This window comes from Mameliella sp. MMSF_3455, assembly GCF_030733205.1.
Classification (GTDB): Bacteria; Pseudomonadota; Alphaproteobacteria; order Rhodobacterales; family Rhodobacteraceae; genus Antarctobacter.
Genome location: NZ_JASHJL010000033.1, coordinates 1 through 25,331, shown reverse-complemented (window position 1 = coordinate 25,331; position 25,331 = coordinate 1). Strand labels below are relative to the sequence as shown.

Sequence of the window (25,331 nt, the reverse complement as noted above, 5' to 3'; positions counted from 1 at the left end):
TTCGCTTGTTGCCTAGGCGCCTATATGCGACCCAAAGGCAAAAGGGAAAGCGAATGGCAGACGAAAAGCGAAAGGTCCTGCGGGTGCGCGGCGCCGAGGCACGCGACTTCCTTCAGGGATTGGTGACAAACGACGTCTCCGGGCTGGACCGGGGGCTTGTCTATACGGCCCTGCTGACGCCACAGGGCAAGTACCTTGCCGATTTCTTCATGGTGCCCGAGGGTGAAAACGTGCTGCTGGACCTGGATGCCGGGCAGGCGCCATCGGTGCTACAGCGGCTGACCATGTACAAGCTGCGCCGCCCGCTGGAGATCGAGGAAACCGATCTGGTGGTCAGCCGGGGCACGGGAGAGCCGCCAGAGGGCGCCTTTGCGGACCCCCGCCACCCCTCGCTTGGCTGGCGGGGCTATGCCGGGCAGGCAGGCGACGCGGCGGACTGGGAGGCCCTGCGCGTGGCAGCCTGCGTCCCGGAAACCGGTGTCGAGCTGACGCCCGACACCTTCATCCTCGAGGCCGGGTTCGAACGGCTGCACGGGGTCGATTTCCGCAAGGGCTGTTTCGTCGGTCAGGAAGTAACCGCGCGGATGAAGCACAAGACCGAACTGCGCAAGGGTTTGGTCACGGTCGAAGTCGAGGGCAGCGCGCCCGTCGGCACCGAGATCATGGCCGGCGAGAAACCGGCGGGCACGCTATATACCCAGGCCGAGGGCCGCGGCATCGCCTACCTGCGGTTTGATCGCGCCAAGGAAGACATGCGCGCCGGGGATGCCGTCGTGCGCATGCTGCCATGACCTGGCAGGCCCGCATCGCCAAGGCGCTGGGGGCCACTGTTTCCGATGCCCACCCCCTGCAGGGCGGCGATCTCTCGCAGGTGTTCCGGGCCGACCTGGCAGATGGGCGCCGGGTGGCGGTCAAGCTGGGCGCGCTGGTTGGAACCGAGGCGCGGATGCTGACCGCCATGCGGGCCACCGGGGCAACGGTGCCGCGGGTGATCTGGGCCGGGGACGATCTGCTGTGCCTCGAATGGCTGGACGAAACGCGCCCCTCCCCCGACGCGTGGCAGGCCCTGGGCGAAACGCTGGCGCGCCTGCACGCTGTGCCGGGATGCCACTACGGCTGGGACACGGACTATGCCTTTGGCCGGGTCCGGATCGCGAACGCGCCCTGCGACAACTGGCCGGACTTCTGGGCCGACCGCCGGCTGCGCCCCTTCATTCCCGATCTGCCCGCCCCTCTGGCACGGCGTATCGAGGCACTGGCAGCCCGCCTGCCAGAGCATCTGCCGCAGGCCCCTGCCCCGGCGCTCCTGCACGGTGACCTGTGGACCGGAAATGCGCTCTTTTCGGGCGACAGTGCCTACCTGATCGACCCCGCCTGCTACTACGGCCATGGCGAGGTCGACCTCGCCATGCTGGAGCTATTCGGGCAGCCCGACGCGGCTTTCTGGACCGGGTACGGCGCCTGCGAACCGGACCGCGGGACTCGCCGCCCGATCTACCAACTGTGGCCCGCGCTGGTGCACCTGTCCCTGTTCGGCGCGGGCTATCGCGGCCTGGTCGACAGGTTGCTGGATCAGCTTGGCGCCTGAAGCGGCTTTTCGAAAACCTGCACCGCCAACCTCGCCCCGGCTCCCTGCATCATGGCCGCACTGGCCTCGTTGAAAGCATGTACGCGGGCCACCCATGAGCCACAGCCCAATGCCGCGCTCTCGGCCTCGAACCGACCGACCAGGCGACGGGCCAAGCCGCGGCGCCGCCAGATCGGCGCAACGTAGACATGGTCCAGGAGCGCCATCTTGCGGGCGTGTTCCAAGGCGGTTGCCGGCTGGTCGATGACCTGCCACAGCAGGTAGGCCCGCGCCACGCCCTCTGTCCGGTAGATCAAGGCGCGCGCACCTTCGGCCATCCTGTCCGCGAGAAAGCTTTGCAGATCTTTCTGTGCTCCCTCGGCGTGGAAACGCCAAGGCACATCGTTGACGTGGTGCGCGTTGAGCGCGGACAGCATTTCGGCCAATGCGGGAATGTCGCTGTCAGTTGCGGTGTCGATCATGAAAAAGGCCTCCTGGCATTGCGCCGGAGGCCCTTTCGTCAATGATATGTCACCCCCGGCAAGTTCGGGGGTATGCGCGCGCGAGCCCCGAGGTCAGGCGCGCTCGGCATATTCCATCGTTTCGGTGTTCACGACGATGTCCTCGTCCTGTCCGACAAAGGGCGGCACCGTGATGCGCACACCGTTGTCCAGAACGGCGGGCTTGAAGCTGTTGGCCGCGGTCTGGCCTTTGACCACGGGCTCCGTCTCGGCGATCTTGCAAACGACCTTTTGCGGCAGCGTCGCGTTCAGCGCCTCGGTGTCGTAGAACTCCACGACGATCGTCATGCCGTCCTGCAGGAAGGGGCGGCGCTCACCGAGGATATCCGCGGGCAGTTCGACCTGGTCGAATGTCTCGGTGTCCATGAAGGTCAGCATGCCGTCGTTCTCGAACAGGAACTGCATGTCCTTCTGTTCCAGGCGCACGCGTTCCACCTTGTCGGCGCTGCGGAAGCGTTCGTTCAGCTTGGATCCGTTGCGCAGGTTCTTCATCTCGACCTGGGCAAAGGCGCCGCCCTTCCCGGGCTTGACGTGGTCGACCTTGACCGCGACCCAGAGACCGTCGTTGTGTTCCAGCACGTTGCCGGGGCGGATTTCGTTACCGTTGATCTTGGGCATGGTCAGAACCGTGGCAAAAGGTTGATGATAAGTTGACGGATCCTATATCTGGCCTGTTAGCGTCTGGCAAGGCAACGTATGTCGTGCTGCACCTGCAGAAATCCATGCAAAACATGCATGGCAGCTATGCCAAATCGGGGTATCCGAATCGGAACGAATGGTCCATAACCCGCGTTACGCCAGAAAACACAAGAGCAATAATCAAAGGTCGAAACATGAAGGATTTCGTTGACAGTACCGCGTTCAACGCTGAGCAAGGCAACCGCGCCCGCAAGCTGTTCGCCGCCGTGGTGCTGGCTGCACTGGACGATGCAATCGCCGACGACAAGAAGTACGGCAATGGCCCCGAACAGATCGCCCGCTGGGCGCGCTCGCGCGATGGACGCGAAGTGCTGTCCTGCGCCGGGATCGACCCCAATGAGCGCGTAGTTTCGGGACTGATGGAATTTGTGGGCAAGGGTGTGCGCACCTCTGTTGCCCTGTCGCGTGAAGAAAGCGAGCGCCGCCATGCGGCGCAGCAGGCTGAAGCCGCCTGACCGCAAACCATTCGAAGACCTATGAACTGACGCGCCCTTCACCGGGCGCGTTTTTTCATGGCCGAACGCATGACGTTGCGTCAATTTCCGGAGGGTCCCGCAGCCCGCCGGCCGGGTTCAGTCAAAGTCCTGGTTCATCATGACGCGATGGATCTCGCGCCTTACCAGTTTGCGCACGTTGCGGGTAATCCGCTCTCCAAGTGCGCCCTGCAATTCGCGCCGCACGATATCGGCGACCATGCCTTGCAGCACTTCTTCGCTCAGCTCGGCCACGGCGGATTTGGCCGTCGTCTCGGCCAGCGACCTGTCGGCGGACGACACGTCGGCCTGGGTGGCCGGGGGCGCGGACGGCGCATCCGAACCGTGATCTTCCCAGTCCAGCGAATCTGCCGTCCCGGCATGGCGGACAAAAGCGGGTTTGGCCTGCAAGTCTTCGGCGCCTGGGGCATCCGGGGCGTCGATTGCCGCCCCTGAAGGCTCTCCCGGTGCAAGGTCATCCTCGGCGGCGGGTCCTGTCTCGGTCCCAACACCTTCGCCAAGCTGTTCAAAAACGGTTTCCTGCGCGGCGGCGGCAACCAGTTCTTCGATCACCCCGTCGGGGTCCGGCGCCTCACCCTCTTCGCCGCTTGAGACGGCAATGCTATCCTCGAGCGAAGCCTCCTCGTCCGACGGATCGTTGCCGGACGCCGGAGTCCAGTCCTGCGACTGGCGCTGAAGCATCGCTTCCAGCGTGGCGATCTTGCGTTCGATCGTATCCTCGTCAGCCTCCGCCTCTTCGGCGGCAAGAACTTCGTCGAGATCCAGCGGCTCGCCATCTTCCGTCCAGTCGGCGTAGTCGGCGACAAGATCCGGCGTCTCCCCTGCCTCGTCGGCCTCGTCGCGTTCCAGAAGATCGGTCAGGCTGGCCCGCAGCGCGGCGATCTGCTCCGCCTCCGCCAGGTCCTCTGGCACCGGATCCTCTGGCAGATCGGTCGGCGCACCGTCGAGCACATCGTCAGCCATATCCGACGGATCTGATCCGGGTTCGCGATCACCGGGCTCCGCGATACGGGTCTCTGTCCAGTCGACAACTTCGGGCAGTTCCCCGGCCGCATCGTCCTGTCCAAGGACCAATGTCGCCACGGGTGCCGGCGCCGCATCCGCCAATTCAGGCAGATCAGAGGCCTCCGCCAGCGTCAGCGGCGCATCCGGCAGTTGATCGACTTCATCCTCCGGCACGCGCAGCGCGGGCGACAGAACCAAGCGCTCTGCCATCTCCGGCGGAGCGCTCCGGCTCGGGCGACCTTCTTCGGACACCAGGCGGCGGATGGAGGACAGCACGTCCTCTATTTCGACGTTCGTTACGGAATTCGACATTGTCCCTGCCACTCTAGCCTCGGGGCAGAGTGTACCTGCAAAGCGGGATCGCGCACAACAGATGCGAAAAAAACTACTCTTTTCCCAGCGCCTTCAGGACACGGTCCAGTTCGGCCCCCTGTTTCGACCGGTTGCGCGGCGCTTTCTTGACCAGGTTGTAATAGGCCGAGGGATCGAAAGATGGCACATCCAGGTGCAAGGCTTCGGCAGTCAGAAGGCCCAGCGACGACAGCACCTGGTACGAGGCGATGGCCTCATCCACCTGCGCCCCGACAAGGCTGGCGCGGGCATCGAGCAGTTCCTGCTCGGCGTCCAACACGTCCAGCGTGGTCCGCGCGCCCAGCTTGGCCTCTTCCCGCACGCCGCGGAAGGCGACGGTGGCCGCACGCACCTGTTCCTCGAACGAGGTCCGATTGGCGCGTGCAACGCGCAGGTTGGCATAGGCCTGGCCCACGTTCTGTTCGATTTCCGCAAGCACCACATGCAGGCGCCCGCGCTGCGCGTCTCGGTTCGCCACGGCCTGCCGTTCGGCAGAATCAAGCCCGCCACCGGAATAGATCGGACCGCTGGCGCCAAGCGTGATCGAGCCACCGCGAGAATATGAGGAATTGTCGAAATTCTCGGTAAACCCGTAGCTGCCTTCGAGGCTGACCGTGGGTTTCTTTGCCCCCTTGGCGATCAGGATGGCCAATTCCGCCGCAGTGACCGAGTGCTGCTGGGAAATCAGTTCCGGATGCTGGTAAAGCGCCTGTTTCTTCGCCTCCGCCACGCTGGCGGGCAGCTTGGGCAGCGAGCGCGGGTTTTCCAGGTTGCGCGGCTTTACCCCTACGGCGGCAAGATATTCCTCGCCCGCGACGATAAGGTCCCCCTGCGCGGCGGCCAGCGCGGCCCGCGCCTGGGCCAGTCGTGCCTCGGCCAAGGCAACGTCGGTCCGCGTCACCTCTCCCACTTCGAACCGGTCACGGGCAGCGCGCAGTTCCTGCTGGATGACGCGCACGTTGTTTTCTCGCAGCGCCGTCGTCTCGGCAAAGCGGCGGATGTTCATGAAGGCGGAGACCGCGCGCAAGAGCACCTGTTGCTCGATCGCGACCAGTTGCGCACGCGTGGCCAGAACCTGTTCCTTGGCTGCATCCAGGCCCAGCTTGTTGCGGCCACCGGCATACAGCACGATTTCGGCAATCAGGTTGATGCTGGCGGTCTGGTTGATCCGCCCGCTTTCCACGAAGAAACCGAAGCTGTTCGTGCTGCCGCTGTAGCCGTATTCGCGGCGGATACTCCCGGTCCAGCGCAACACCGGACGCAGCTCGGCCAGGGCCTGGGCCACATCCTCATCCGCGGCGCGCAGCGTGGCCCGGTTCTGTTCCAGCAAACCGCTGTTCATGTAAGCCGCGGTCAGAGCCTCGGCGAGTGTTTCAGACCAGGAGGGCGTCGCCATCGCCGCGACAAGCGCGATGCCGGCAGCCCCCCGAATGCATGTTCTGCGAATCCTGCCCAGCACCGCTATCCCCATTGCCCCGTTTGCCCCGGCCTTTTTTCATCCGCCCCGACTAGAGAGCGAACGCGGCCTTTTTCTCAAAACCCTGAATGACCGGCGCCGTACCATTGAAGGCAAAGCGCCAGTTGATGTGACCGTCCAGCTTGTGACCGATTTTCACGGTGCCAAGCGCGTTCTCCATGAAGATGACCGCGATACGACCGCCGTCCTTGAGTTGCGCCTCCAGCCCTTCCGGCAGAACCTCGACACCGCCTTCGATCACGATGGCATCGTAGGGCCCGTGTTCCGCGGCGCCTTCGGTCAGGGCGCCGGCCTGCAGCACGACGTTGTCGGCGTGATGCTCCGTCAGCAGCGCCTGGGCTTCGTCGACGAGGCTTTCATCCTCCTCGACCGCGACCACGGCTTCGGCGATGCGGGCGATGACGGCAGAGGAGTACCCATAACCGGCGCCGATATCCAGAACGAGGTCCGCGTTGGTCAGGTTCAGCGCATCCAGGATCTTGGCAAAGACCCGCGGATCCAGCAGAACGCGTCCCTCTGCAAGGTCAACATGCTCGCTGGCATAGGCGGCCTCGATGCGGTCACTGGGCACAAAGGCCTCACGCGGAACGCTCAGCATCGCGTCTATGATCGGAAACTCCGTGACGTCCGACGGGCGAACCTGTGTGTCGACCATCATCCGGCGGCGGGTGGCGAAGTCTGTCATGCACTAAACTCTTTCGTTCAGAAGCTTGGTAGAGGTTGTGCCACAACTGGTTTGACGCGGCAATGACCCAAGCCAGCAAACTTTGCGAGTGTGACCGCAGAACCCGCCAAGGGTGAATTGAGAAATCTGCTTGACGGGGATCGAGGTTGCGCCTAATCAGGCGGCCACTCTGGCGAGTTGGCGGAGTGGTGACGCAGCGGATTGCAAATCCGTGTACACCGGTTCGATTCCGGTACTCGCCTCCACCTTATTTTATCGAGCCTTTCGGTATTTGCGGCCCCGCCAGGGGACCCAAGTATCGCACGGCTTACAGGGCGCTTTTCAGCACCCGGGTAATTCCATCAGTGACATGCAAAAAGGCCGTCGGCATCTCTCCTCGCGGCCCTTGGTTATTCTCAGCGATGGCACCTGTTCAGGCTGTCAGGCCCCGCTCCGAATGGTGACCGAACTCCGGAGTCGAGCGGCGGGTATCCCAGGACTCGAGGCAGACCTTGACCAGAGCGTTGACTCACTCGGCCTCGGCCAACCCGGCCGTGCCCGTGTCCGTAAGCTGCGTCCGTCCGGTACGCAGCGCGAAGACATGGCAGTATGCGGGCCGGCCCGCGTTTAGGGGTGAAAGATCTCGCACCAGGTTGCCGCCAGTGTGGAATCGGTCCGCGCCGCGTTCGACGCAATCATCACTGCCCCCCCCTTTCCGGCCCTCTTGACCCTCTGGGCCGCCGTGAGCCCAGCCTCCTCGGTTTTCTTCAGCTTGTTATGCACCTCGTCGGCGATCTGCGGCACCTGAGCGGCGTCGCGTTCGATGAAGTTGGCCCTATGGCGCAGGCCCCTGCCCATACAGACAGCGACTTCTTTGAGCGCACAGCCCGCCGTGGCCGCCGTCCCCCGCATCCCCAGGGGCTCAGATCGTCGTGGATGCGCACCTTCACCGGTCTGGGCGGTCAGTAGCAGCGGCTGTTCCCGGACGAAAATCACGCCGAGGACGGATTTATCGCATCTTGCCTCGGCTCCGGCCAAAGGGCCGAACGGCGACGGCCTCTACGACATTTTCGGGCGTGTTTGGGTGTAGGACGGCTAACCGGCTCGCCCCCTTTCTTGCCCCGACAGACCAGCGTGGATCACGGGTTCCGGGTGTCCATCACCCTATGACGCGGCCTAGCTCTCTTCCAGCCCAAGAAGTTCCGTCAAGCGTCGGGCAAGCTCCTTTTCGGTCATGGCGCCGCCGATTTCCTGGTTGTCCAAGGCCCCGATGGCGGCGCGCGTCTCATCGTCGATGGGTGAGAAAAATCCGTTCTCCGAGGTCGCCAGGACGAAGCGGCGCGCAAATGAATTGCCCCGGATCTCACCCAGCATCTGCAATTGACGCCCGTTGGACTTGTCCGCCAGGACCACACGGTTGTTGAGACTGACCTTGACGTAGGGCTCTGGCACCTCGCTTTTCGAAGGCGCCTTGAGATCGTGGATCATCAGGCCCTCGGGCTTGGGCTCTTCTCGGCGGCGCGCCTGGTCCTGCTTCATCTTGGTAAAGCCGCCGTTGCTGATCGTATCGGCCAACCGCCGGATCGTGCCCGAATTCTCCTGTATCAGCTTCCGCGCCTTCACGTCCTCGGGTCTTGGCCCGTCCCGCTTGGAAAAAATATCCATCCCTGTTCCTCCCTGGATAATGGGGGACCCGCGCCCGGCGGATCCCCCGGTTGCATTGCCTCAGGCCAGATCGAAGCGGTCCGCGTTCATGACCTTGACCCAGGCGGCGATGAAGTCACTGACGAAATGATCCTCGTTGCTGCCGCTGGCATAGTATTCGCTGAGGGCACGCAGCTGCGAGTTCGAGCCGAAGACCAAGTCCACCCGCGAGCCGCTCCATTTCTTCGCCCCGCTTGCCCGGTCGCAGCCCTCGAACAGCCGTTCGGACGCGTCCACCGGCAGCCACTCGATGTCCATGTCCAGGATGTTGCGGAAGAAATCATTGCCCAGAACGCCCGGACGATCGGTCAAGACGCCGGTGGCCGAGGATTGGTAGGTCGCGCCCAGGACACGCAAGCCGCCGACAAGCACCGTCATTTCCGGCGCGCTCAGTCCCAACAGTTGCGCCTTGTCCACCAGAAGCGCCTCTGCCGGGTAGGTAAAGGCGGTCTTCTCGTAGTTGCGGAACCCGTCCGTGGCCGGTTCCATCGGCTCAAAGGACGCGGCGTCGGTCTGGTCTGCGCTGGCATCCGTCCGCCCCGGGGTAAAGGGCACCCGAACCTCGCGCCCACCTTCGCGGGCCGCCTTTTCGATGGCGGCGGCGCCGCCCAGCACGATCATGTCGGCAAGCGAGACCAGCTTGCCTCCGGAGGCGTCCCGGTTGAAGGCGTTGCGAATACCCTCGAGCACCTCCAGCACAGGCGACAGGCGGGCCGGTTCATTCGCCTCCCAGTCCTTTTGCGGGGAGAGGCGGATGCGCGCGCCATTGGCGCCGCCGCGCTTGTCCGACTTGCGAAAGGTCGAGGCCGAGGCCCAGGCCGTCCAGACCAGATCCGCCACCGACAGGCCAGACCCAAGGATGTCCCGCTTGAGGCGTGCGGCGTCCTCCTCGTCGATCAGGGCATGATCGACCGGCGGCACCGGGTCCTGCCAGATCAGATCCTCGTCCGGCACCTCCTTGCCCAGGTAACAGGCGCGGGGGCCCATGTCGCGGTGGGTCAGCTTGAACCAGGCCCGGGCAAAGGCCTCGGCGAATTCCTCGGGGTTCTCGTGGAACCGCTTGGAGATCGGGCCATAGATCGGGTCCATGCGCATGGCCATGTCGGCGGTGGTCATCATGACCGGCACCTTGGCGGTCGAGGCATCGACCTGCGGCGCGTGATCCTCCTCCGCCAATCCCTTGGCGTGCCAGATATGCGCGCCCGCGGGGCTTTTCGTCAGCTCCCAGTCATAGCCGAAGAGCACGTCGAAATAACCCATGTCCCATTGCGTCGGGTTCGCGGTCCAGGGCCCCTCGATGCCCGAGGTCGTGGTGTCCACCCCCTTGCCGCTCTTGTGCGCGTTTCTCCAGCCAAAGCCCATTTCCTGCAATGCGGCGGCCTCTGGTTCGGCGCCGACCAATGCCGGGTCACCCGCCCCATGCGCCTTGCCGAAGGTGTGCCCGCCAGCGACCAGCGCCACGGTTTCCTCGTCGTTCATCGCCATCCGGCCGAATGTCTCACGGATGTCACGCCCCGAGGCGAGCGGATCGGGGTTGCCGTTGGGCCCCTCGGGATTGACGTAGATCAGGCCCATCTGCACGGCGGCCAGCGGGTTGGCCAGATCGCGGTCCCCGGAATAACGGCTGTCGCCCAGCCATTCGGTTTCCGTCCCCCAGAAGATGTCCTCTTCGGGCGCCCAGACGTCCTCTCGCCCGCCGGCGAAACCGAAGGTGCGGCCCCCCATGCTCTCGATGGCAACATTTCCGGCCAGGATCATCAGGTCGGCCCAGGAAATCGCGTTGCCGTATTTCTCCTTGATCGGCCAGAGCAGGCGGCGCGCCTTGTCCAGGTTGCCGTTGTCGGGCCATGAATTCAGCGGCGCAAAGCGCTGGGTCCCGGTCGAGGCCCCGCCGCGCCCGTCCGCGGTGCGATAGGTGCCCGCGCTGTGCCAGGCCATGCGGATGAAGAAAGGACCGTAATGACCATAGTCGGCGGGCCACCAGTCCTTGCTGTCGGTCATCAGCGCGGTCAGGTCCGCCTTGACCGCGTCCAGGTCCAGGGCCTTGAACGCCTCGGCATAGTCAAAGCCCTCGGGCGCGGGATCGGCCACGGGCTGATGCTGGTGCAGGATCGTCAGGTTGAGCTGATTGGGCCACCATTCCCGGTTGCCGGTCCCCGCCACGTTGGTTGCCCCGTGCATCACGGGACATTGCCCCGCCTGACGCATGTCGTTTCCGTCCATCATTGTCTTCCTCGTACGGTCTCTTGTCGATTTTTGCCCCCGTATGCCCGGGGGACGTGGCGAGGGCCCGCGCCTCGCGGGCCGTCGAAAGCGTGATCAGATGTTCTGCCGGTTCATCTCTGCGGCGATGAAATCCGCCTGCCGAATGGCCAGCGCCACGATGGTCAGCGTCGGGTTTTCCGCCGCGCCGGTGGTGAACTGACTGCCGTCCGAGACAAAGAGGTTGGCAATGTCGTGCGACTGGCCATGCGCGTTGACCACCCCGTCCTGCGCATTGGCCGACATGCGGTTGGTGCCCAGGTTGTGCGTCGACGGATAGGGCGGCGTCGGAAAGACCCGCGTGGCCCCTACCGCATCGTAGATCGCCATGCCCTGCTTGTAGGCGTGGTCGCGCATCGCGATGTCGTTGGGGTGATCGTCGAAATGCACGTTGACCACCGGCAGGCCGTGCGCGTCCGTCACATCGGCGTTCAAGGTCACGCGGTTGGTTTCCTGCGGCATGTCCTCGCCCACGATCCACATGCCGGCCATGTTCTCGTAGTGATCCAGCGCGGTGGTGAACTCGCGCCCCCAGGCGCCCGGATCGAGGAAGGCCGCCATGAAAGGCAGGCCCAGCGCCAGCGTCTCGAGCTCGTACCCGCCGACGAACCCGCGCGAGGGATCGTGCCGCGCCTCGTCCTGGATGATGCCGGCCATCGTGGTGCCACGCCACATGCGCACCGGCTGATCGAAGACCGCGTAGACCGACCCGGTGGTGTGCCGCATGTAGTTGCGCCCCACCTGCCCCGAGCTGTTGGCCAGCCCGTCCGGGAACATCGACGAGGCCGAGTTCAGCAGCAGTCGCGGACTTTCGAAGGAGTTCCCGGCGACACAGACCACCCGCGCCTTCTGCAGCTGCAGGTTGCCATCCGCGTCGAAATACTCGACCCCCGTCACCTTGCCGTCCGCATCGTGCAGGATGCGCGCCGCGTGGCAGTTCTCGCGCACTTCAAGGTTGCCGGTCGCCTCGCCGCGCGGAATGTCCGTATAGGCCGCCGACCACTTGGCGCCCCACTTGCAGCCCTGGAAACAAAAGCCCGTCTGCTGGCAGGCCATGCGGCCGTCATTGTCGGCCGAGTTGATCGCCATGCGGCCGGTGTGGACCTCTTCGTAGCCCAGGGCGCGCGCGCCCTTCTCGAAGACCTTGAAGTTGTTGTTGCCCGGCAGGCCCGCACGGCCATTGGTACGGGTCACGCCCAGTTTGTCTTCGGCCCGGGTATAATAGTCGTCCATTTCGCGCGGGTCGATCGGCCAGTCCAGCAGGTTGGCACCCGGCACGTCACCATAGGTCGTCTTGGCCTTCCACTCGTGATCCTGGAACCGAAGGCTGGCGCCCGCCCAATGCGTCGTGGTGCCGCCGACAGCCTTGACGATCCAGGCGGGCAACCCGCCGAAATCCCTGGCCACCCGCCAGTCACCCGAGGTCGTGCGCGGATCGGTCCAGGCCAGCTGGCCAAAGCTGTCCCACTCGTCGTTGATGTAGTCGTCCGGCAGGTAACGCCCGCCCGCCTCCAGTGCCACGACGGACACGCCTTTCTGAGCCAGTTCGTTGGCCAGAACGCCGCCGCCCGCGCCGGTCCCGATGATGACGACGACCCCGTCGTCGGTCAGGTCAAATGGTGCAGTCATTGCTCTTGCCCCCTCAAAGCCAGTTGATGTCGTCGAAACCGCGATACAGGTAACCGCCTTCGGAGTAGCTCTCGCCCTCGTAGCCGAAGATCGGCCAGACGGCCTTCTGGTTATAAAGACCGGTCACGAGACCGCCCCGGATCTGCTGAAAGAAGGCGCTGTCCTCGATGCCGCGCAGCACCGCGACGCGGTCGCGTTCCCAGCCGATGTCGAGGTAGCCGGAATGCCCGGTGGCACGCGCCGCCTCGTTCAGCATGGCGACACCGGCCTCGATGGCCGGGGCGGCCTCGGCGGTGTCGTAGCCCTTGACGGCCAGCGCATAGAACCGATCCGCGACCTGGTCATGCGGGTAGATGTCCCGCGCCATCTGAATCAGCACCGCCATCGTACCGGGCGCCAGGTGATCCACCTCCATCGCCCAATTCTCGGCCTCGGCCCGACCGGCGACAAAGCCCGCGCCGATGGCAAAGCTGGCGCCCAACGCCGCGCTTTGCGACAGCAACTGGCGACGCGTCAGGGTTTTCATTGTCTTGGACATCGTCTCTCCTCCTCCTTGGATCCGGGTCACTGGAAACGGCCACCGCGCTGCAGCACCTCGATCTGGTAGCCGTCGGGATCGGCCACGAAGAAGAAGCGGGCGAAGGGCTTGCCGTCGTGATCGAAGCTGACCAGCTTGCGCGGCGAGAGACCGGCAGCGGTAAAGCGCGCGTGTTCGGCATCAACGTCCTCGACGCTGAAGGCGAGGTGGCCATAGCCATTGCCCAGGTCGTAGGGGGCGGTCGCGCCGGAATTGACGGTCAGTTCCAGTTCGAAACCGGTCTCGTCGTTGGACAGGTAGATCAGCGAAAACCCGTCGAAATCGACGCGCTGCGCCACCTCCAGCCCGAATGCCTCGCGGTAGAAGGCGATCGAACGGTCCGCGTCCAGCACGCGGATCATGGAATGAATTGCCTTGGCCATGTCTGTCCTCGGTACTTGGGTATCAGGGGCCCTGCGGCGTGCCGTGGGGAGGACACCGCAGGGCGGGACCGCCCCGCCCCGCGCCTTGCGGCGCCGGGAAAGGCGGTCGGGGAGTAACTTCAGGGAACGATCACGCCGCGCCCGGTAAAGCGCCGGTTCTTGAAGTCGTCGATGGCCTGGTTGATGTTCGCCAGCTTGTATTCGGTCTGGTGCATCTTCACCTTGCCGTCGGCGTTCAGCTCCATCAGCTCGACCAGTTCGATGTAGTCGCCCACGAGGCTGCCACCGATCTTGATCTCGTTGGCCACCAGGTCCAGCGTCGGGATCTCGATCTGGCCGCCATAGCCGACCATGATCAGCTCGCCGCCCTGACGGAGCAGCTTCCAGCAGATGTTTTCCACGCCCAGTTCACCGACGAAGTCGATCACCACATGGGCGCCGCCGCCGGTGATGTCCTTGACCTGCTCGATCAGGTCCGGGCCGCCGTCCAGCACCACGTCCGCGCCAAGATCCTTGGCCAGTTGCTGTGCCGCCGGTTCCCGGTCCACCGCGATCACCCGCCCGCCGCTGATGTGCTTGAGGCATTGCAGCGCGATATGGCCCAGCCCGCCGATGCCCAGAAGCACGGTCCAGGACCCGGGATAGGACAGCCGCGCCGCCTTTTTCGCCGCGCGGTAGGCGGTGATGCCCGCATCCGCCATCGGTGCGACGGACAAGGGCGTGATGCCGGTGTTCAGCTTGATGAGCGATTTTTCCGAGGTCTTGAAATACTCGGCGAACCCACCGTCGATCCCCAGCCCCGGAAAGGTGCCGTGATCGCAGTACATGTCATGACCATAACGGCAGTTCAGGCAGATGCCGCAGCTCTGGAACGGGTGGCAGATCACCGCGTCGCCCGGCTTGACCGAGGTCACGGCGCTGCCGACATCCTCGACCCAGCCGGCGTTCTCGTGGCCCATGACATAGGGCAACAGGCTGCCCTGGGTGTCCATGATGTCCTTCCAGACACCTTCGATGATATGGAGGTCGGTCCGGCAGAGTCCCGCCGCACCGACCTTGACGACCACCTCGTTGGGAGCTGTGATTGTGGGGGGAGGAACGTCTTCAATCTTCAGCTCCACGTTCATCGCGGGGTCGTATTCGTACAGTCTTGCAGCCTTCATGGTCTTGTCTCCTGATCTGAGGGATGTGGCGGCGCGGCGGGTCCGTACCCGTCGCGCCGCGTGACGGGGTTAGGGACGACCCAGCAGCTCGGCGCCGCCGCCAAGGGCCGGGCCCTCGGTCGGGTCGGCCTCGCCTTCGTCCAGATCGCCCACCAGGGTCTCTGTGGTCAGGATCAGGGTCGCGACAGAGGCGGCGTTGACCAGCGCAGAGGCCGGAACGCGCGCCGGATCGATGATCCCCGCCTCGTACATGTCACCGAAGGCGCCGGTCGCCGCGTCGTAGCCATGTCCCTTTTCGGCCCCGGCCACCGTCTCGGCCACGGCGTCAGGATCGGCCCCGGCGTTTGTCGCGATGCGCCGAACGGGCTGCGTCAGGACGCAACGGACCAGCTCGATCCCCTTGCCGATGTCCCCGATCGCCGAGAGGTTCTCGAGCACCGGCGCCGCCTGCGCCAGCGCGGTCCCACCCCCGGCGACAACACCGTCCTCGGCCGCTGCGCGCACGGCACAGAGCGCATCCTCGATCAGCTGGATCTTGCGTTTCTGCTCGACCGGGGTGAAGCCGCCCGCATAGATGATCGCGCTGCCACCCGAGAGCTTGGCCAGCCGCTCGCGAAGCTTGTCCTGCTCGATGTTCGGCGGCGCCACCTCGTACATGCGCTGCACCTGGTTGCGGCGGGCGACGACGGCGTCGTGATCGCCTTCGCCCCGCAGGACGCTGGTCGACGAGGAGCTCGAGCGCACCATTTCCGCCCCGCCCAACTGCGCCAGGGTCACGTTCTCCAGCTTCTTGCCCAGGTCGCGCGACAGCACCTCGCCGCCGGTGATGATGGCAAGATCATCCATCATCGCGGTGCGCCAGTGGCCGTATTCCGGCGGGTGCACGATCAGGAACTTGCCCGCGCCGCCATTTTCCAGCAGGCGGATGACCACCTCGGGCGCGATCTCCTCGGCGATGATGGCCAGCGGGCGCCCCTCGCCCTCGGCAATCTCGATCGCCTTGTCCAGGATCGACGGCTGAAGGATCTTCTGATCCGTCATCAGGATCAGCGGGTTGCGCAGCACGGCCTCCATGTGCTCGCGGTCGGTGACCATGTGGTGCGAGATGTAGCCGCGCTCGAAGGACATGCCTTCCATGACTTCCATCGTGGTGTCGATGGTGACGCCGAAATCGGCCGAGATGACGCCCTCGCGGCCCACCCGGCGCCAGGCCTCGGCCACCAGGTTCCCAAGTTCGGGATCGGTGGCGGAGACGCGCGCCACAGCCTCCAGGTACTCGGGGTGATCCTCGCAATCGCGCGAGGTCTCGTCGATCTCGGCCACGATGCGGCTGACCGCCATGTCGATGCCCTTGCACAGATCGACCGGCTTGACGCCACTGTCCGTCGACGCCACGCCCTTCTGGATCAGCGCATTGGCCAGCACGATGGCGGTGGTGGTGCCGTCACCGGCGACCTCGTTGGTCTGCATCGATACCTCGCGCACGACCTGAGCGCCCATGTTCTCGAAACGGTCGGTCAGCTCGATCTCGGATGCGATCGACACCCCGTCGCGGGTGATCAGCGGGGTGCCCACGGGGCGATCCACCATCGCGTTCAGACCCTTCGGTCCCAGTGTCGGCTCCACCGCCGCCGCCAGCCGCGCAACACCGCGTGCCAGCGCCTTGCGGGCAAAGTTTCCGTGTACAAGCAATTTGGCCATGTCTTCCTCCTTCGCCACACGGGGCTCCGTGGGCGTCTCCCTGATTTCTCTTGGTTGTCAGTCGGTCAGCGCCGGGTGGCGTGTTCCTCTCGCGGCGGCACGCGGCCCGCGATGAAATCCACCAGCGTCGGTCCCTCGGGGCCGATCTCGACCTCCTTGTAGCGGGTCGATGCCAGTCCACGGCACAGCGCGCCGTTGAATTCCATGTTGATCCGCGTGCCTTTCAGCCGCACCAGATGCGTCGCCAGTTCCTGCGCCTCGATGGCCTGCCCTTCCCAGGTCGGAAAAGCCAGATCCTCCGGGTTTTCCGCCAATCCCTGGTCAAGCAGCAGGTCGCGATAGCGCGGCTTCTGCCGCTCTTCCTCTTCGCCATGCATGGTGATGCGATCGAAGCCAGCCAGAGTCAGCGAGACGATCTCCGCCTCGGTCAACCCCTGCGCCTGCAACGCCAGCAGCATGACCTCCTGCCGCCGGTCAAAAGCCTTGGCACGGAAGGTGTCGACCACCTCGGCCAGATTGGCCCCGTCGCAGTATTGCGCAAAGACCTCTTCGAACGGCTTGCCGCTGTTCACGCCCTCGTTGACCTCGTCGCCAAAGCAATGGTCGTTCAGCGTGACCTGCACCTCCTGCACCCAGGGCAGCGCGCAGACCTCTGCGCGGATCCCGAAGGCCATGAGGAAGGCAAAGTTGGGCGAGCACCAGTAGGTGGGCAGGCGAAACTCGACCTCGACGCGCTTGGAGCCGATGACCTCGGCACGCTCGACGAAGCCCATGTCGGTGATGGGTTCGTCGAGCTCCGGATCGGTCACGGCCTCAAGGCTTTCCCAGAGCTCGCACTCGAGGTCCGCCTTGATGATGTCCGTCAACATGGCCTTACTCCGCAGCGATCTGGACCGGGGCGCCGGCGAGCTGCCGCTTCTTGGCCTCGACGTCGATGCCATAAAGCCGCGCCGCGTTCAGACCCAGGATCTTTTCCTTGATCTCGTCGGTCAGCTGCACGCCGCGTTCCTCGGCGATGTCGTCGGGGATCTGGAAGTTCCAGAACTTCTCGACCAACCAGTTCGGCGTCCAGATCGCATAGTCCGAGCCGAACAGGATCTTGTCCTCGCCGACCCAGAACAGCAGCTCTGCCATGACCTCGGCGAAATAGCGCGGGCGGGCATGGATGAAGGGCAGCGCCACGGCGAGACCGGCATAGACGTTGGTTTCCTGCACGGCGATCCAGCAGAAATCGTCCAGGCGCGGCAGGCCGCAATGTTCCACGATCCAGTTCAGGTTCTGGAAGTCGGTCGCCGCATAATCCACGTCATCGACGTTGAACGCGTCCTTGGACAGCGGGATGATGGTCGGGCCCTTGTGGACGTGGATGTTCTTGATGCCCAGCTTCTCGCACAGCTCAAAGCACTTGTAGGCGGCCGGATCGTTCAGCGCCCAGCCCTTGCTGTCGCCGTTCCATTCCGCCGTGTACATCTTGACGCCCTGGATATCGAAGTTCTCTTTCATCCAGTGGATGTATTCCAGCGCCTTTTCGCCATCGCGCGGGTCGAAGCTGCCATTGACGATAAAGCGTTCGGGATGCCGCTTGGCCATCTCGGTCGACCGTTCGAGGCAGCCGAACCCGTTCTTGTAGAAATCCCTCAGAACGGTCGTCTGGATGATCGCCATGTCATCCGGCCCGTCGACAAAGAGATCGCGATAGATGTCGTCCTCGGAGTATTTCTCGAACCGCGCCTTTTCCCACAGTTCTTCCTGCGGGCTGAGGTTGGTGTGGTAGGCGTAGAAACACTCGATGAATTGCTTGCCATGCACGTTGGCCTGGTTCTCGGGGCTGCCGTCCCAGAAATGGGTGTGGCCGTCGAGAACGAAGATTTCCTTGCCGTTCGGTGTCTTGTACATGAGATCCTCCCTGGAATTCTGTCGGTTTGGCTGGGGATGAGGGGGCCGGTGCGCCCGGCCCCCCGTGGGGCTGGCAAGCCCTCAGATGTATTCCATGACCTCGTTCATGTCGCCGAAGAGGATGACGGTGTCGTCATCGACCCGGACCATCCGGCCATAGTGGGTGGAGGTGTTGACCTCGAAGGTCTCGGCGGTCATCTCGCGGCCCAGGAACTCGGTGATCTCGCTCATCTTGAAGATCAGCTTGCCTTCGCCGTCGATCCGGATGGTCGCCGGGTTGTAGGTGATCGTGACCTTGGGGTCGTTCTCTTCCATGAACTCGGCGATGGCCCTGGCCTCGACACTGTCGTTCATGGTGACGCCACACTGGTGCGAGACCTCGCGCGAGGTCAGGTCGATGTCCTTCATCGACTTGAAGATGTTCTGCTTGGTCGCGTCACGCGCTACGTTTGACATCAGTCTTTTCCTTCTTGTGTTGCGATTAGCGGCTGAGGCCGAGTTCCCCGAGGATCTGGCTGATGCGCTCATGCGACACGGCCTTCACATCCTCGAACGAGACGGGCTTGGAATGCGGTTGCGACCAGATCGGCTGCAGCGCGGAGGCGGCCTTGTCGGCCAGATCGCCGTGCTTGTTCAGCCAGGACTGGAACAGCGCCTTGTTGTGGGCACCGTGCTGTTCGTCGTTGGCCAGCAGGTAGATCAGGTCGACCGTGTTCGCGAGGTTGCGCTCGTAGTCGGCCTCGGCCGCCGAGATCACCGGGGGCGTGATGAAGTCGTTGTTCGCCGCCGCTGCCTGCATCAGGAAGCCCGAGCGGAACAGTTCGCCCACCAACGGTTCAAAGACGATGTTGATGGCGAAATACTGTTCGAGGTAGTCCTCGCAGCCCATGATCGTCTCGATCGCCTCGCGGCAGGGCTGCCAGATCGGGTCCTCCAGCCAGGCCTGCTTGCCGAGCGTGTCGTCCCAGCCCTCGATGTCCATGCCGATCTCGGCCAGGTACAGGGTGATGTCCTGGGACAGGCGCATCTTGTAGGACGAGTTGGTCAACGTGGCGTTGTTGATCATCTGGGTGTAGCCGTAGCGCTGCGCCTGCATGAGCGAGGTGCCAAGGCCGAATTCCGCATGTTTCCACGCGCCCAGATGCTTTTGCAGGATCTTGGTCCAGACCTTGTCGAAGGCCGCAGGCGCGCCGGCCTTGCGGGCGTTCGAGATGACGCTCTGCACCATCGTCTCGATCTTGGCCTGGCGCTGGTAGTGGGTGCGTTCCCACTCCTGGTCCGGTGCGCGGAAGGCGTGCCAGTTCGACGACAGCGCGGCGGTGTTGTCCTTCTGGTAGGCGCCGCCGCCCTTGCCGCCCTCGAACTCGATGATCCAGTTCTGGATCAGGTAGCGTTCGGGATCGGGCTGGACGTCGACGGTGACGTCCTCGTAGTGGGTCGCCCGCTTGCCGCGCGGCTCGAAGTAGTTGTACTTGCGGCTCTTCGAGCCGACGAAGACGGCCGCGCCTGCTGCCCCGGATCCCACCGAGCTTGATGTTGCTACCATAGTAGCCTCCCTTGTCTGGTTTTACGTTCGCGTCACTTGCGTTCGGGCCGGTATCAGTGGCCCGAAGAACCGGAAGTGGGCGTGAACTTGTCGTAGAAGATGCGGTCCGTATCGAAGTCGTGCATGAACAGGACCGGTGTCAGCGCGTCGATCATCGGTGGCGGACCACAGGCGTAGACGTCGCCTTCGCCGTCGATCCCCAGTTCCTTCAACCGCCGGTCGACGCATTCGTGGACAAAGCCGCGCTCGCCGGCCCAGCCGTTGCCCTCTTCCTCGTGGCTGAGCACGGGGATGAATTCGACACCAGGATGCGCGTCCGTCAGGGCACCGATCTCGTCCAGCTTGAACAGGTCGGACTGCGACCGGGCACCGTAGAAGAAGTAGACCGGGCGGTCCTCGCCGCTGGTCAGGTGGTCATTCAGGATCGACCAGACCGGCGACATGCCGGATCCGGCACCAACCAGCACTACGGGTCCTTCCCGTTCTTCGCGTCGGAAGCACATCCCGTAGGGTCCTTCGACGGAGACTTCGGCTCCGGCCTTGATTCCTCCGTCGTCGAGTTCGTTCGAGAACCGTCCGTCGGGGTATTTCTTGATGATGAAGGAGAGTTTTTGGGTTTCGCTCGGCGGATTTGCCATGGAGAACGAACGTGTAATCTCCTCCCCCGCTTCCGTCCTGACCGTGATGTCGACATATTGGCCCGCCCAGAATTTCAAAGGCGCATCCAGTTCGATCTGGACGCCACGAATGTCGTGGGTCAGCTTTTCAAAGCCGGTGATCTTGCCGCTGAACTGCTTGACCGGGATGGACTTCGACAGCACCTCCTCGTCGTAGTTGAGCAGTTCGATCTCGACGTCGCTCCAGGCCAGGGTGCGGCACATGAGGACGTGGCCGCTGTCCTTTTCCATGTCGTTGAGCGCGAAGGTCGAATATTTCAGCATCTCGGTTTCGCCGTCCAGCTGGACGCATTTGCAGGCCGAGCACTGCCCTTCCTTGCAACCGTGCGGCAGGGCAATGCCCTGGCGGAATGCGGCGTCGAGGATGGTCTCGTTCTCCTCGACCTCGAATTCCACGCCAACCGGTTCCAGTCGGACTGTGTGGACGTCCGTCATCTTTTCTTCTCCCTGATCCTTCTCACGCCCCGTCCGGGCGTCGGGTCTGGTGGGGAAGGCCGCGCACGGCCTTCCCGGTTTTCTGCGTCAGTTGCAGGGATTGATGGTGAAGCCCGCGCGGTATTCCGCGATGTGGGCCTCACGCTCGGCCGGCGACATGGCGCGCAGAGCGTTGAGCGGCGAGGCAAGGGTGTTGCCGCGGACGTGCTCCAGCTTCCACATGTCCTTGTCGTCGAACCGCAGGTGCGGCTGCGGCACCAGCGTCTCGCCGTCTTCGCGGACGAAGTTGAGGTCCTTGATGGCGTCGGCCAAGTCCCAGCCGTCGTACATCGACTCCCACTCGCGCTTGCCCGAGAACTTGCCCATCGCCGGGGTCGGCCGGCCCTGGTACTCGTCCGCGAAGGCCTCGACGGCGGTCCAGCGGTCCAGTTCGTGGGCGAAGGTGTGCAGCTGCCCGTCGATCTCGTCGACGACCATGTCCTCACGGATCAGGCAGGGCACCAGGCAGGACCAGCAGCGGTGCGGATAGACGTAGCCCACGTCCTCGTTGAAGGTGATGACCTTCTCGCCCGGCGTGCTCAGTTTCGCGTGCCACTTCCAGAATTCACCGAATTCGGCGTACCAGCCCGGGTACTTGTGCTCGAACCACTCGAAGTCCTTCTCGGTCTGGGCCTCGATCCGCCAGAAGTTGACGGGCCAGCCGACGGTGAAGAACTGGGCGACCTTGTGGACGTAGTTCTTTTCGGTGATCCGCTTCCAGGCTTCCTGAACGTCGTCGTGGTGGATTTTCACGCCGTACTTTTCAAGCGGCAGCATGTAGGTCCGGTAGTAGTCTTCAAAGATCCACCGGTGCCACATCTCCGCGTAGGATTCCTTTTCCTTGTCGCGGTTGGTGGTGCCGTACTCGATAAAGGTCCCGATGGCGGCGTCCACGATGGCATGGTTCTGCCAGAAGGCGTAACGCAGGTCGCGTTCCAGAAGCAGGTGGTTCTCCGGCTCTTTCAGCGCGGCCATCAGCAGCGAGTGACCGTTGCCGATGTGGCGGCTTTCGTCCGACTGTACCGACAGGAACACGGTCGGCAGCGCATAGTCGCCATTCCGCGCCGCTTCCGAAGGCATGGCCACGAAGAGCGTGTTGGTGAAGGCGGTCTCGGCAACCACCGTCAGGTACATGCAGGCGGCGGTCATGGTGTCGCCCGTGATGAACCCTTCGCCGAACTGGCGGCCGATGGTGGTGGCGTAGCACTTGCCAAAGGCCTCTTCGGTGATGTCGAAGCCCGCCGGGTCGATGTAGTTCTCCATGTACCACTTCTTCAGGTTCATCTGAATCGTGGAGTGACGGAATTCATCGACCATCTGCATGGTAAAGCCGGTGCGCAGATCCTCGCCCGGCGACAGGCGTGCGACCATCGCCATCGAACGCGCGGCCGAGATTTCCGGGAAGGGGATGATGGCCAGGAAGAGCTTCATCCACTCGATCCAGCGCGGCTCCACGTTGCGGAACATGTCACCGCGCAGGGCGGCATCAAGTGCGCCATAGACGCGGTTGTCCTTTTCCTCTTCCATCGGGAAGTAGGAACGCAGGACCTGTTTCATCGGGTCACGCGGGGCCTTGGTGATCTTGTAGTCCGTGGGGAAGGTGCTTGCTTCCTGGACATACGTGGGGTTCCACCCGAGATCCGAGATCTTCTTGGTGGCCTCCCCGACCGAAATGCCACGCTGAGACGTGATTTTGTTCAACGTCAAAGTCATGCCATGAGCCTCCTTTCAAGCTCTGCGGCCGGTAGACCGACCGCTGTTTCAGGCGACAGGCGTCGCCGGTTCATTGGCCGGACGACACAGCGTCCGGCACGGATCACGGCAAAGGTTGGAAAGTCCGGCCCACCGCCAGCGCCTCCGGCCTGTATCCGGCTGCGAGGAATTGCTGCGGTGCGGCTTCCACTCCTTCGTTCTTGCGCGCCTGCCATCGGGGCGAGGCGTCATGTTGTGCCAATCCAATAGGCAAGCGGCGTTCCAGACCGGGCCAGAAAGGGCGAAAAAAGAGAAACTTCCCCATTATCCGTCTGGTTTTGTTAGTTTTTATTTTTTGATTTTTTCTTCGGCACCCCAGGTCTGTTTCCTGGGAAACTGCGTCAGGACGTCACAGTGTTACGCAGCGTTACACCAGGACGTTACAGTGAACGCTGGACATTACGGACGGCCGTACTACGGCGTTACACTTGCCACTGGGCAATGACGCGCAAGCTCATGGAAAGATGGGTGTTTTCAGGCCGATTCACGCCGCAGTGCAGCACGGGCAATGCCGCAGTCCTGCCGGTACTTCGCGGCGACACGGCGCGAGACGGCGATGCCCTCATCGCGCAGTTGCCGGGCAAGATCAGCGTCCGACATTGGTGAGGTCGGGTTCTCTGCCTGGACAAGCGCCCGGATGCGGGCCTGGACCTGCGCCTTGCAATGGCCCCCGCCAAGCCGAGAAACCGATCCGGGGCAAAGGGTGCGCGCGGGGATCACCCCCTGCGGGGTCTCGATGAGGTAGCCGTTCATGACACGGCTGACCGTGCTGGTGTGAAACCCCGTCGCCTCCGCCAGGTCGGCCTGTGTCAGGGGGCGAAGCGCAGCGTCTCCGCGGTCCAGAAAACCGGTCTGACGGGCGATCAGGGCCTCGATCACCTGCCGGGTCGCGGACTGGCGCAGGTGCAGAGCGAATTTCAGACCGCGCGCCTGCTTTAACGCCTCGGCCAGGTCCGGGTTGTCCCCGGACCGCGGGATGGCCGCGATTTCGACGGTGGGCTCCGTGTCACGGTTGAACCGGACCTTCCAGGCCTCGTCCTCGCGCGTCACGCGCGCGTCGGGTTCGCGGGTCAGGGCCGGGTCCACATCGAACCGCGCACCGGGTTTCGGATCCAGCGTGCGGATCTGCGCCAGGCAGGCGCTTACGGTCTCGGGGGAAAGCCCCGCCTTGTCGGCCAGCGCATCCGCTCCTCCGGTCTGCAACATGTCCAGATGCGAAAGCACCGCTTCTAGCTCGGGCGAAACCTCGCCCCGTTCCGTCAATTGCAGGTACAGGCACTCGCGCAGATCCCGCGCGAACAACCCGGTGGGCGAAACCCGCTCCTGCACCAGCTTCAAGGTCGCTTCGACCAAGGCCTCTCGGATACCAAGATCTCGCGCGATCCGGCCAAGATCGGCCTTGATCCATCCGCTGGGCTCAAGGTCTTCCATCAACAGGGTGATGATCCGGGCCATCAGGCCGCCGCGCGACAGGAGATCGGACAATTCCGCTTGCACATGGGCAATCAGGCTGCCCGCGCCTTCGGCAAGGGTTGCCTCCAGCGCGTCGCTGGCGCCGAGGCCGACCAGGAACCGCCGCCTTGGCCGGCGCACCAGAAGATGCGGATTGACCTCGGCCACTTGTGTCAGCAGTTCGGTCACTTCCGCCGCCGTCAACCGCAACAGTGCCATGGATTGATGCAGGACAAACGTCTGCGTCTGCCGCGTGACATGTCCCAGCGCCGGCGTCATGCCATCCGCGCCTTTTGCAGGGCGCCCGTGGATTTTTCTGGCCGCAAAGCACCGCCCGCGCCTAGACTGGCCGCAAACACAACGGTGAAATCCCGGACATGACCCAGAAATTCCCCTTTGGCGATATCGCCGCACTGGGCAGCGCCCCGCCCGAGATGTCCTATCCCGGCCTCTCTCCGCAATTGCTGGCGCGCACGCGCCAGCTGTGGTCGGTGCGGGGTCTGGACTTCGACAGCGCCTGGCGCCACGCGATCCGGCAAATGCCTGGGTTCCGCGCCCTGCCCCGTCTCGACGACACTGCGACCAGCGCACAGGTCGATCTGGTGTTTCTGTACGATCAGGCCCTGATCTGGGTAAAGGCAACCCATGCAGCCGCCCGCCGCGGACATGCGCACGGGGTGCCCGGCCTCGACCCCGCGCAATGGCACGGGCTTGCGGCCCTGACCGCGCGCCTGACCGAACAGATGACCGCGCTCAGGATGCTGGCCCTGACCGATCTGCCACTGCCCGCAATGCAGATCGCGCGCTCCGTCTCGGAAGACGTGGACATGCTGCTGGTTCTGCTGGTGCGGCGCAAGCTGGCCGCGCGTTTCATCGCCTGCCGCACCGTCGAAGAGGCCAGCAGTTTCTGGCGCCGCCATATCGCAGGCGGTCGGGCCTTTCGCGCGCTGACCGAGAAACTCTACGAGATCGGTTTGGACTACTCGCCAGACACCGAGTACGGGCGCTGGCGCAAGGACGTTCTGGCCAATCTCGGCGCCGCTGTTCACAGCAATGCCTTGGCCATTCCCGGCACCGACCGCCAAGCCGGCACCCATCTCGGCAATGACAACAGCCTGCATTTCGCGACCTTCAGGATTCATGAACTCTGCGCCTATGCCCAATTGATCAAGCCGAACCTCGTCGAGGCATTGACACGCGCCGCGACAGAGCCGCCCGAGAACGACCCGCAGGCCGATCTCGCCGCCCCCCTGAGCGCGATCGTCGTCAACCAGATACAAAGTCTGTCACAACCCGCCCCCGCCCCTTCGACCGGTGGCGCGACCCGCCACTAGGGC

24 protein-coding genes and 1 tRNA gene are annotated in these 25,331 nt (G+C 64.0%); 5 read left to right on the top strand and 20 right to left on the bottom strand.

Annotated features, from left to right (window positions below):
* The first annotated feature begins 53 nt into the window (after positions 1-53).
* Both ygfZ and RBB42_RS20310 read left to right on the top strand, forming a co-directional pair.
* Positions 54-791, top strand: a complete 738-nt coding sequence (ygfZ, locus tag RBB42_RS20315; RefSeq protein ID WP_305971711.1) for a CAF17-like 4Fe-4S cluster assembly/insertion protein YgfZ — start codon at positions 54-56, stop codon at positions 789-791.
* Complete coding sequence (locus tag RBB42_RS20310; protein WP_305971710.1) at positions 788-1,588, top strand: fructosamine kinase family protein; 801 nt, start codon at positions 788-790, stop codon at positions 1,586-1,588. Before ygfZ ends, RBB42_RS20310 begins: the two co-directional genes overlap by 4 nt.
* Here the strand turns inward: RBB42_RS20310 and RBB42_RS20305 are convergent.
* Together RBB42_RS20305 and efp are read right to left on the bottom strand one after the other, a co-directional pair.
* Positions 1,573-2,049, bottom strand: a complete 477-nt coding sequence (locus tag RBB42_RS20305) for a GNAT family N-acetyltransferase (protein WP_305971709.1) — start codon at positions 2,047-2,049, stop codon at positions 1,573-1,575. The two genes, RBB42_RS20310 and RBB42_RS20305, sit on opposite strands and share 16 nt — an antisense overlap.
* A 93-nt stretch (positions 2,050-2,142) precedes the next feature.
* Positions 2,143-2,706 carry an elongation factor P gene (gene efp / locus RBB42_RS20300; RefSeq protein WP_305971708.1) on the bottom strand — a complete coding sequence of 188 codons (564 nt, stop codon included), beginning with the start codon at positions 2,704-2,706 and terminating at the stop codon, positions 2,143-2,145.
* A 215-nt stretch (positions 2,707-2,921) separates the two neighbouring features.
* Between efp and RBB42_RS20295 the strand changes: the two genes are divergently transcribed.
* Entirely contained in the window at positions 2,922-3,242 is a 321-nt protein-coding gene (locus tag RBB42_RS20295; protein ID WP_043146277.1) for a DUF6280 family protein, read from the top strand.
* Positions 3,243-3,359: 117 nt separating this feature from the next.
* Here RBB42_RS20295 and RBB42_RS20290 read toward each other — a convergent pair whose 3' ends face one another.
* The 3 genes from RBB42_RS20290 to RBB42_RS20280 form a co-directional block, all read right to left on the bottom strand.
* Complete coding sequence (locus RBB42_RS20290; protein WP_306043818.1) at positions 3,360-4,496, bottom strand: hypothetical protein; 1,137 nt, start codon at positions 4,494-4,496, stop codon at positions 3,360-3,362.
* A 175-nt stretch (positions 4,497-4,671) separates the two neighbouring features.
* Positions 4,672-6,033, bottom strand: a complete 1,362-nt coding sequence (locus RBB42_RS20285; RefSeq protein WP_305971706.1) for a TolC family outer membrane protein — start codon at positions 6,031-6,033, stop codon at positions 4,672-4,674.
* A 112-nt stretch (positions 6,034-6,145) separates the two neighbouring features.
* Positions 6,146-6,799, bottom strand: coding sequence for a protein-L-isoaspartate O-methyltransferase family protein (locus RBB42_RS20280; protein WP_305971705.1), 654 nt, complete (start codon positions 6,797-6,799; stop codon positions 6,146-6,148).
* Between the two features lie 171 nt (positions 6,800-6,970).
* Here RBB42_RS20280 and RBB42_RS20275 point away from each other — a divergent pair.
* Positions 6,971-7,044: transfer RNA gene (locus RBB42_RS20275), tRNA-Cys, on the top strand.
* Positions 7,045-7,405: 361 nt separating this feature from the next.
* Here RBB42_RS20275 and RBB42_RS20270 read toward each other — a convergent pair.
* The 15 genes from RBB42_RS20270 to RBB42_RS20200 all read right to left on the bottom strand — a co-directional run bounded on the left by RBB42_RS20270 (position 7,406) and on the right by RBB42_RS20200 (position 24,273).
* Complete coding sequence (locus RBB42_RS20270) at positions 7,406-7,816, bottom strand: hypothetical protein (protein ID WP_305971704.1); 411 nt, start codon at positions 7,814-7,816, stop codon at positions 7,406-7,408.
* Positions 7,817-7,954: 138 nt separating this feature from the next.
* Positions 7,955-8,443 carry a hypothetical protein gene (locus tag RBB42_RS20265; protein ID WP_305971703.1) on the bottom strand — a complete coding sequence of 163 codons (489 nt, stop codon included), beginning with the start codon at positions 8,441-8,443 and terminating at the stop codon, positions 7,955-7,957.
* A gap of 60 nt (positions 8,444-8,503) precedes the next feature.
* Positions 8,504-10,705: a catalase/peroxidase HPI gene (gene katG / locus RBB42_RS20260; RefSeq protein ID WP_305971740.1), complete on the bottom strand. Its 2,202-nt coding sequence runs from the start codon at positions 10,703-10,705 to the stop codon at positions 8,504-8,506.
* A gap of 96 nt (positions 10,706-10,801) precedes the next feature.
* The gene (locus RBB42_RS20255; RefSeq protein WP_305972230.1) at positions 10,802-12,373 is read right to left on the bottom strand and encodes a GMC family oxidoreductase; all 1,572 of its coding nucleotides are present in this window, start codon (positions 12,371-12,373) and stop codon (positions 10,802-10,804) included.
* A gap of 13 nt (positions 12,374-12,386) precedes the next feature.
* Positions 12,387-12,911, bottom strand: coding sequence for a twin-arginine translocation signal domain-containing protein (locus RBB42_RS20250; protein WP_305972229.1), 525 nt, complete (start codon positions 12,909-12,911; stop codon positions 12,387-12,389).
* 26 nt (positions 12,912-12,937) lie between these two features.
* Positions 12,938-13,333, bottom strand: a complete 396-nt coding sequence (locus RBB42_RS20245; RefSeq protein WP_305972228.1) for a VOC family protein — start codon at positions 13,331-13,333, stop codon at positions 12,938-12,940.
* A 119-nt stretch (positions 13,334-13,452) separates the two neighbouring features.
* Positions 13,453-14,496, bottom strand: coding sequence for an NAD(P)-dependent alcohol dehydrogenase (locus tag RBB42_RS20240; protein ID WP_305972227.1), 1,044 nt, complete (start codon positions 14,494-14,496; stop codon positions 13,453-13,455).
* Between the two features lie 69 nt (positions 14,497-14,565).
* Positions 14,566-16,197 carry a molecular chaperone GroEL gene (locus tag RBB42_RS20235; protein ID WP_306043817.1) on the bottom strand — a complete coding sequence of 544 codons (1,632 nt, stop codon included), beginning with the start codon at positions 16,195-16,197 and terminating at the stop codon, positions 14,566-14,568.
* A gap of 65 nt (positions 16,198-16,262) precedes the next feature.
* Complete coding sequence (locus tag RBB42_RS20230; RefSeq protein WP_306043816.1) at positions 16,263-17,066, bottom strand: iron-sulfur cluster assembly protein; 804 nt, start codon at positions 17,064-17,066, stop codon at positions 16,263-16,265.
* A gap of 4 nt (positions 17,067-17,070) precedes the next feature.
* Positions 17,071-18,093, bottom strand: coding sequence for an amidohydrolase family protein (locus RBB42_RS20225; protein ID WP_305972224.1), 1,023 nt, complete (start codon positions 18,091-18,093; stop codon positions 17,071-17,073).
* A gap of 81 nt (positions 18,094-18,174) precedes the next feature.
* Positions 18,175-18,549, bottom strand: coding sequence for an MmoB/DmpM family protein (locus RBB42_RS20220; protein ID WP_305972223.1), 375 nt, complete (start codon positions 18,547-18,549; stop codon positions 18,175-18,177).
* A 25-nt stretch (positions 18,550-18,574) separates the two neighbouring features.
* A complete protein-coding gene (locus RBB42_RS20215; protein WP_305972222.1) occupies positions 18,575-19,639 on the bottom strand; it encodes an aromatic/alkene monooxygenase hydroxylase subunit beta in 1,065 nt (354 codons plus the stop codon).
* 53 nt (positions 19,640-19,692) lie between these two features.
* On the bottom strand, positions 19,693-20,751 hold the full coding sequence (locus tag RBB42_RS20210; RefSeq protein WP_305972221.1) for a 2Fe-2S iron-sulfur cluster-binding protein: 1,059 nt from the start codon (positions 20,749-20,751) through the stop codon (positions 19,693-19,695).
* 87 nt (positions 20,752-20,838) lie between these two features.
* A complete protein-coding gene (locus RBB42_RS20205) occupies positions 20,839-22,503 on the bottom strand; it encodes an aromatic/alkene/methane monooxygenase hydroxylase/oxygenase subunit alpha (RefSeq protein WP_305972220.1) in 1,665 nt (554 codons plus the stop codon).
* Between the two features lie 513 nt (positions 22,504-23,016).
* Positions 23,017-24,273 carry an RNA polymerase factor sigma-54 gene (locus RBB42_RS20200; protein WP_305972219.1) on the bottom strand — a complete coding sequence of 419 codons (1,257 nt, stop codon included), beginning with the start codon at positions 24,271-24,273 and terminating at the stop codon, positions 23,017-23,019.
* 98 nt (positions 24,274-24,371) lie between these two features.
* Between RBB42_RS20200 and RBB42_RS20195 the strand changes: the two genes are divergently transcribed.
* Positions 24,372-25,328 (top strand): hypothetical protein, encoded by a 957-nt coding sequence (locus RBB42_RS20195; RefSeq protein ID WP_305972218.1) that lies wholly within the window; start codon positions 24,372-24,374, stop codon positions 25,326-25,328.
* The last annotated feature ends 3 nt before the right edge of the window (positions 25,329-25,331 follow it).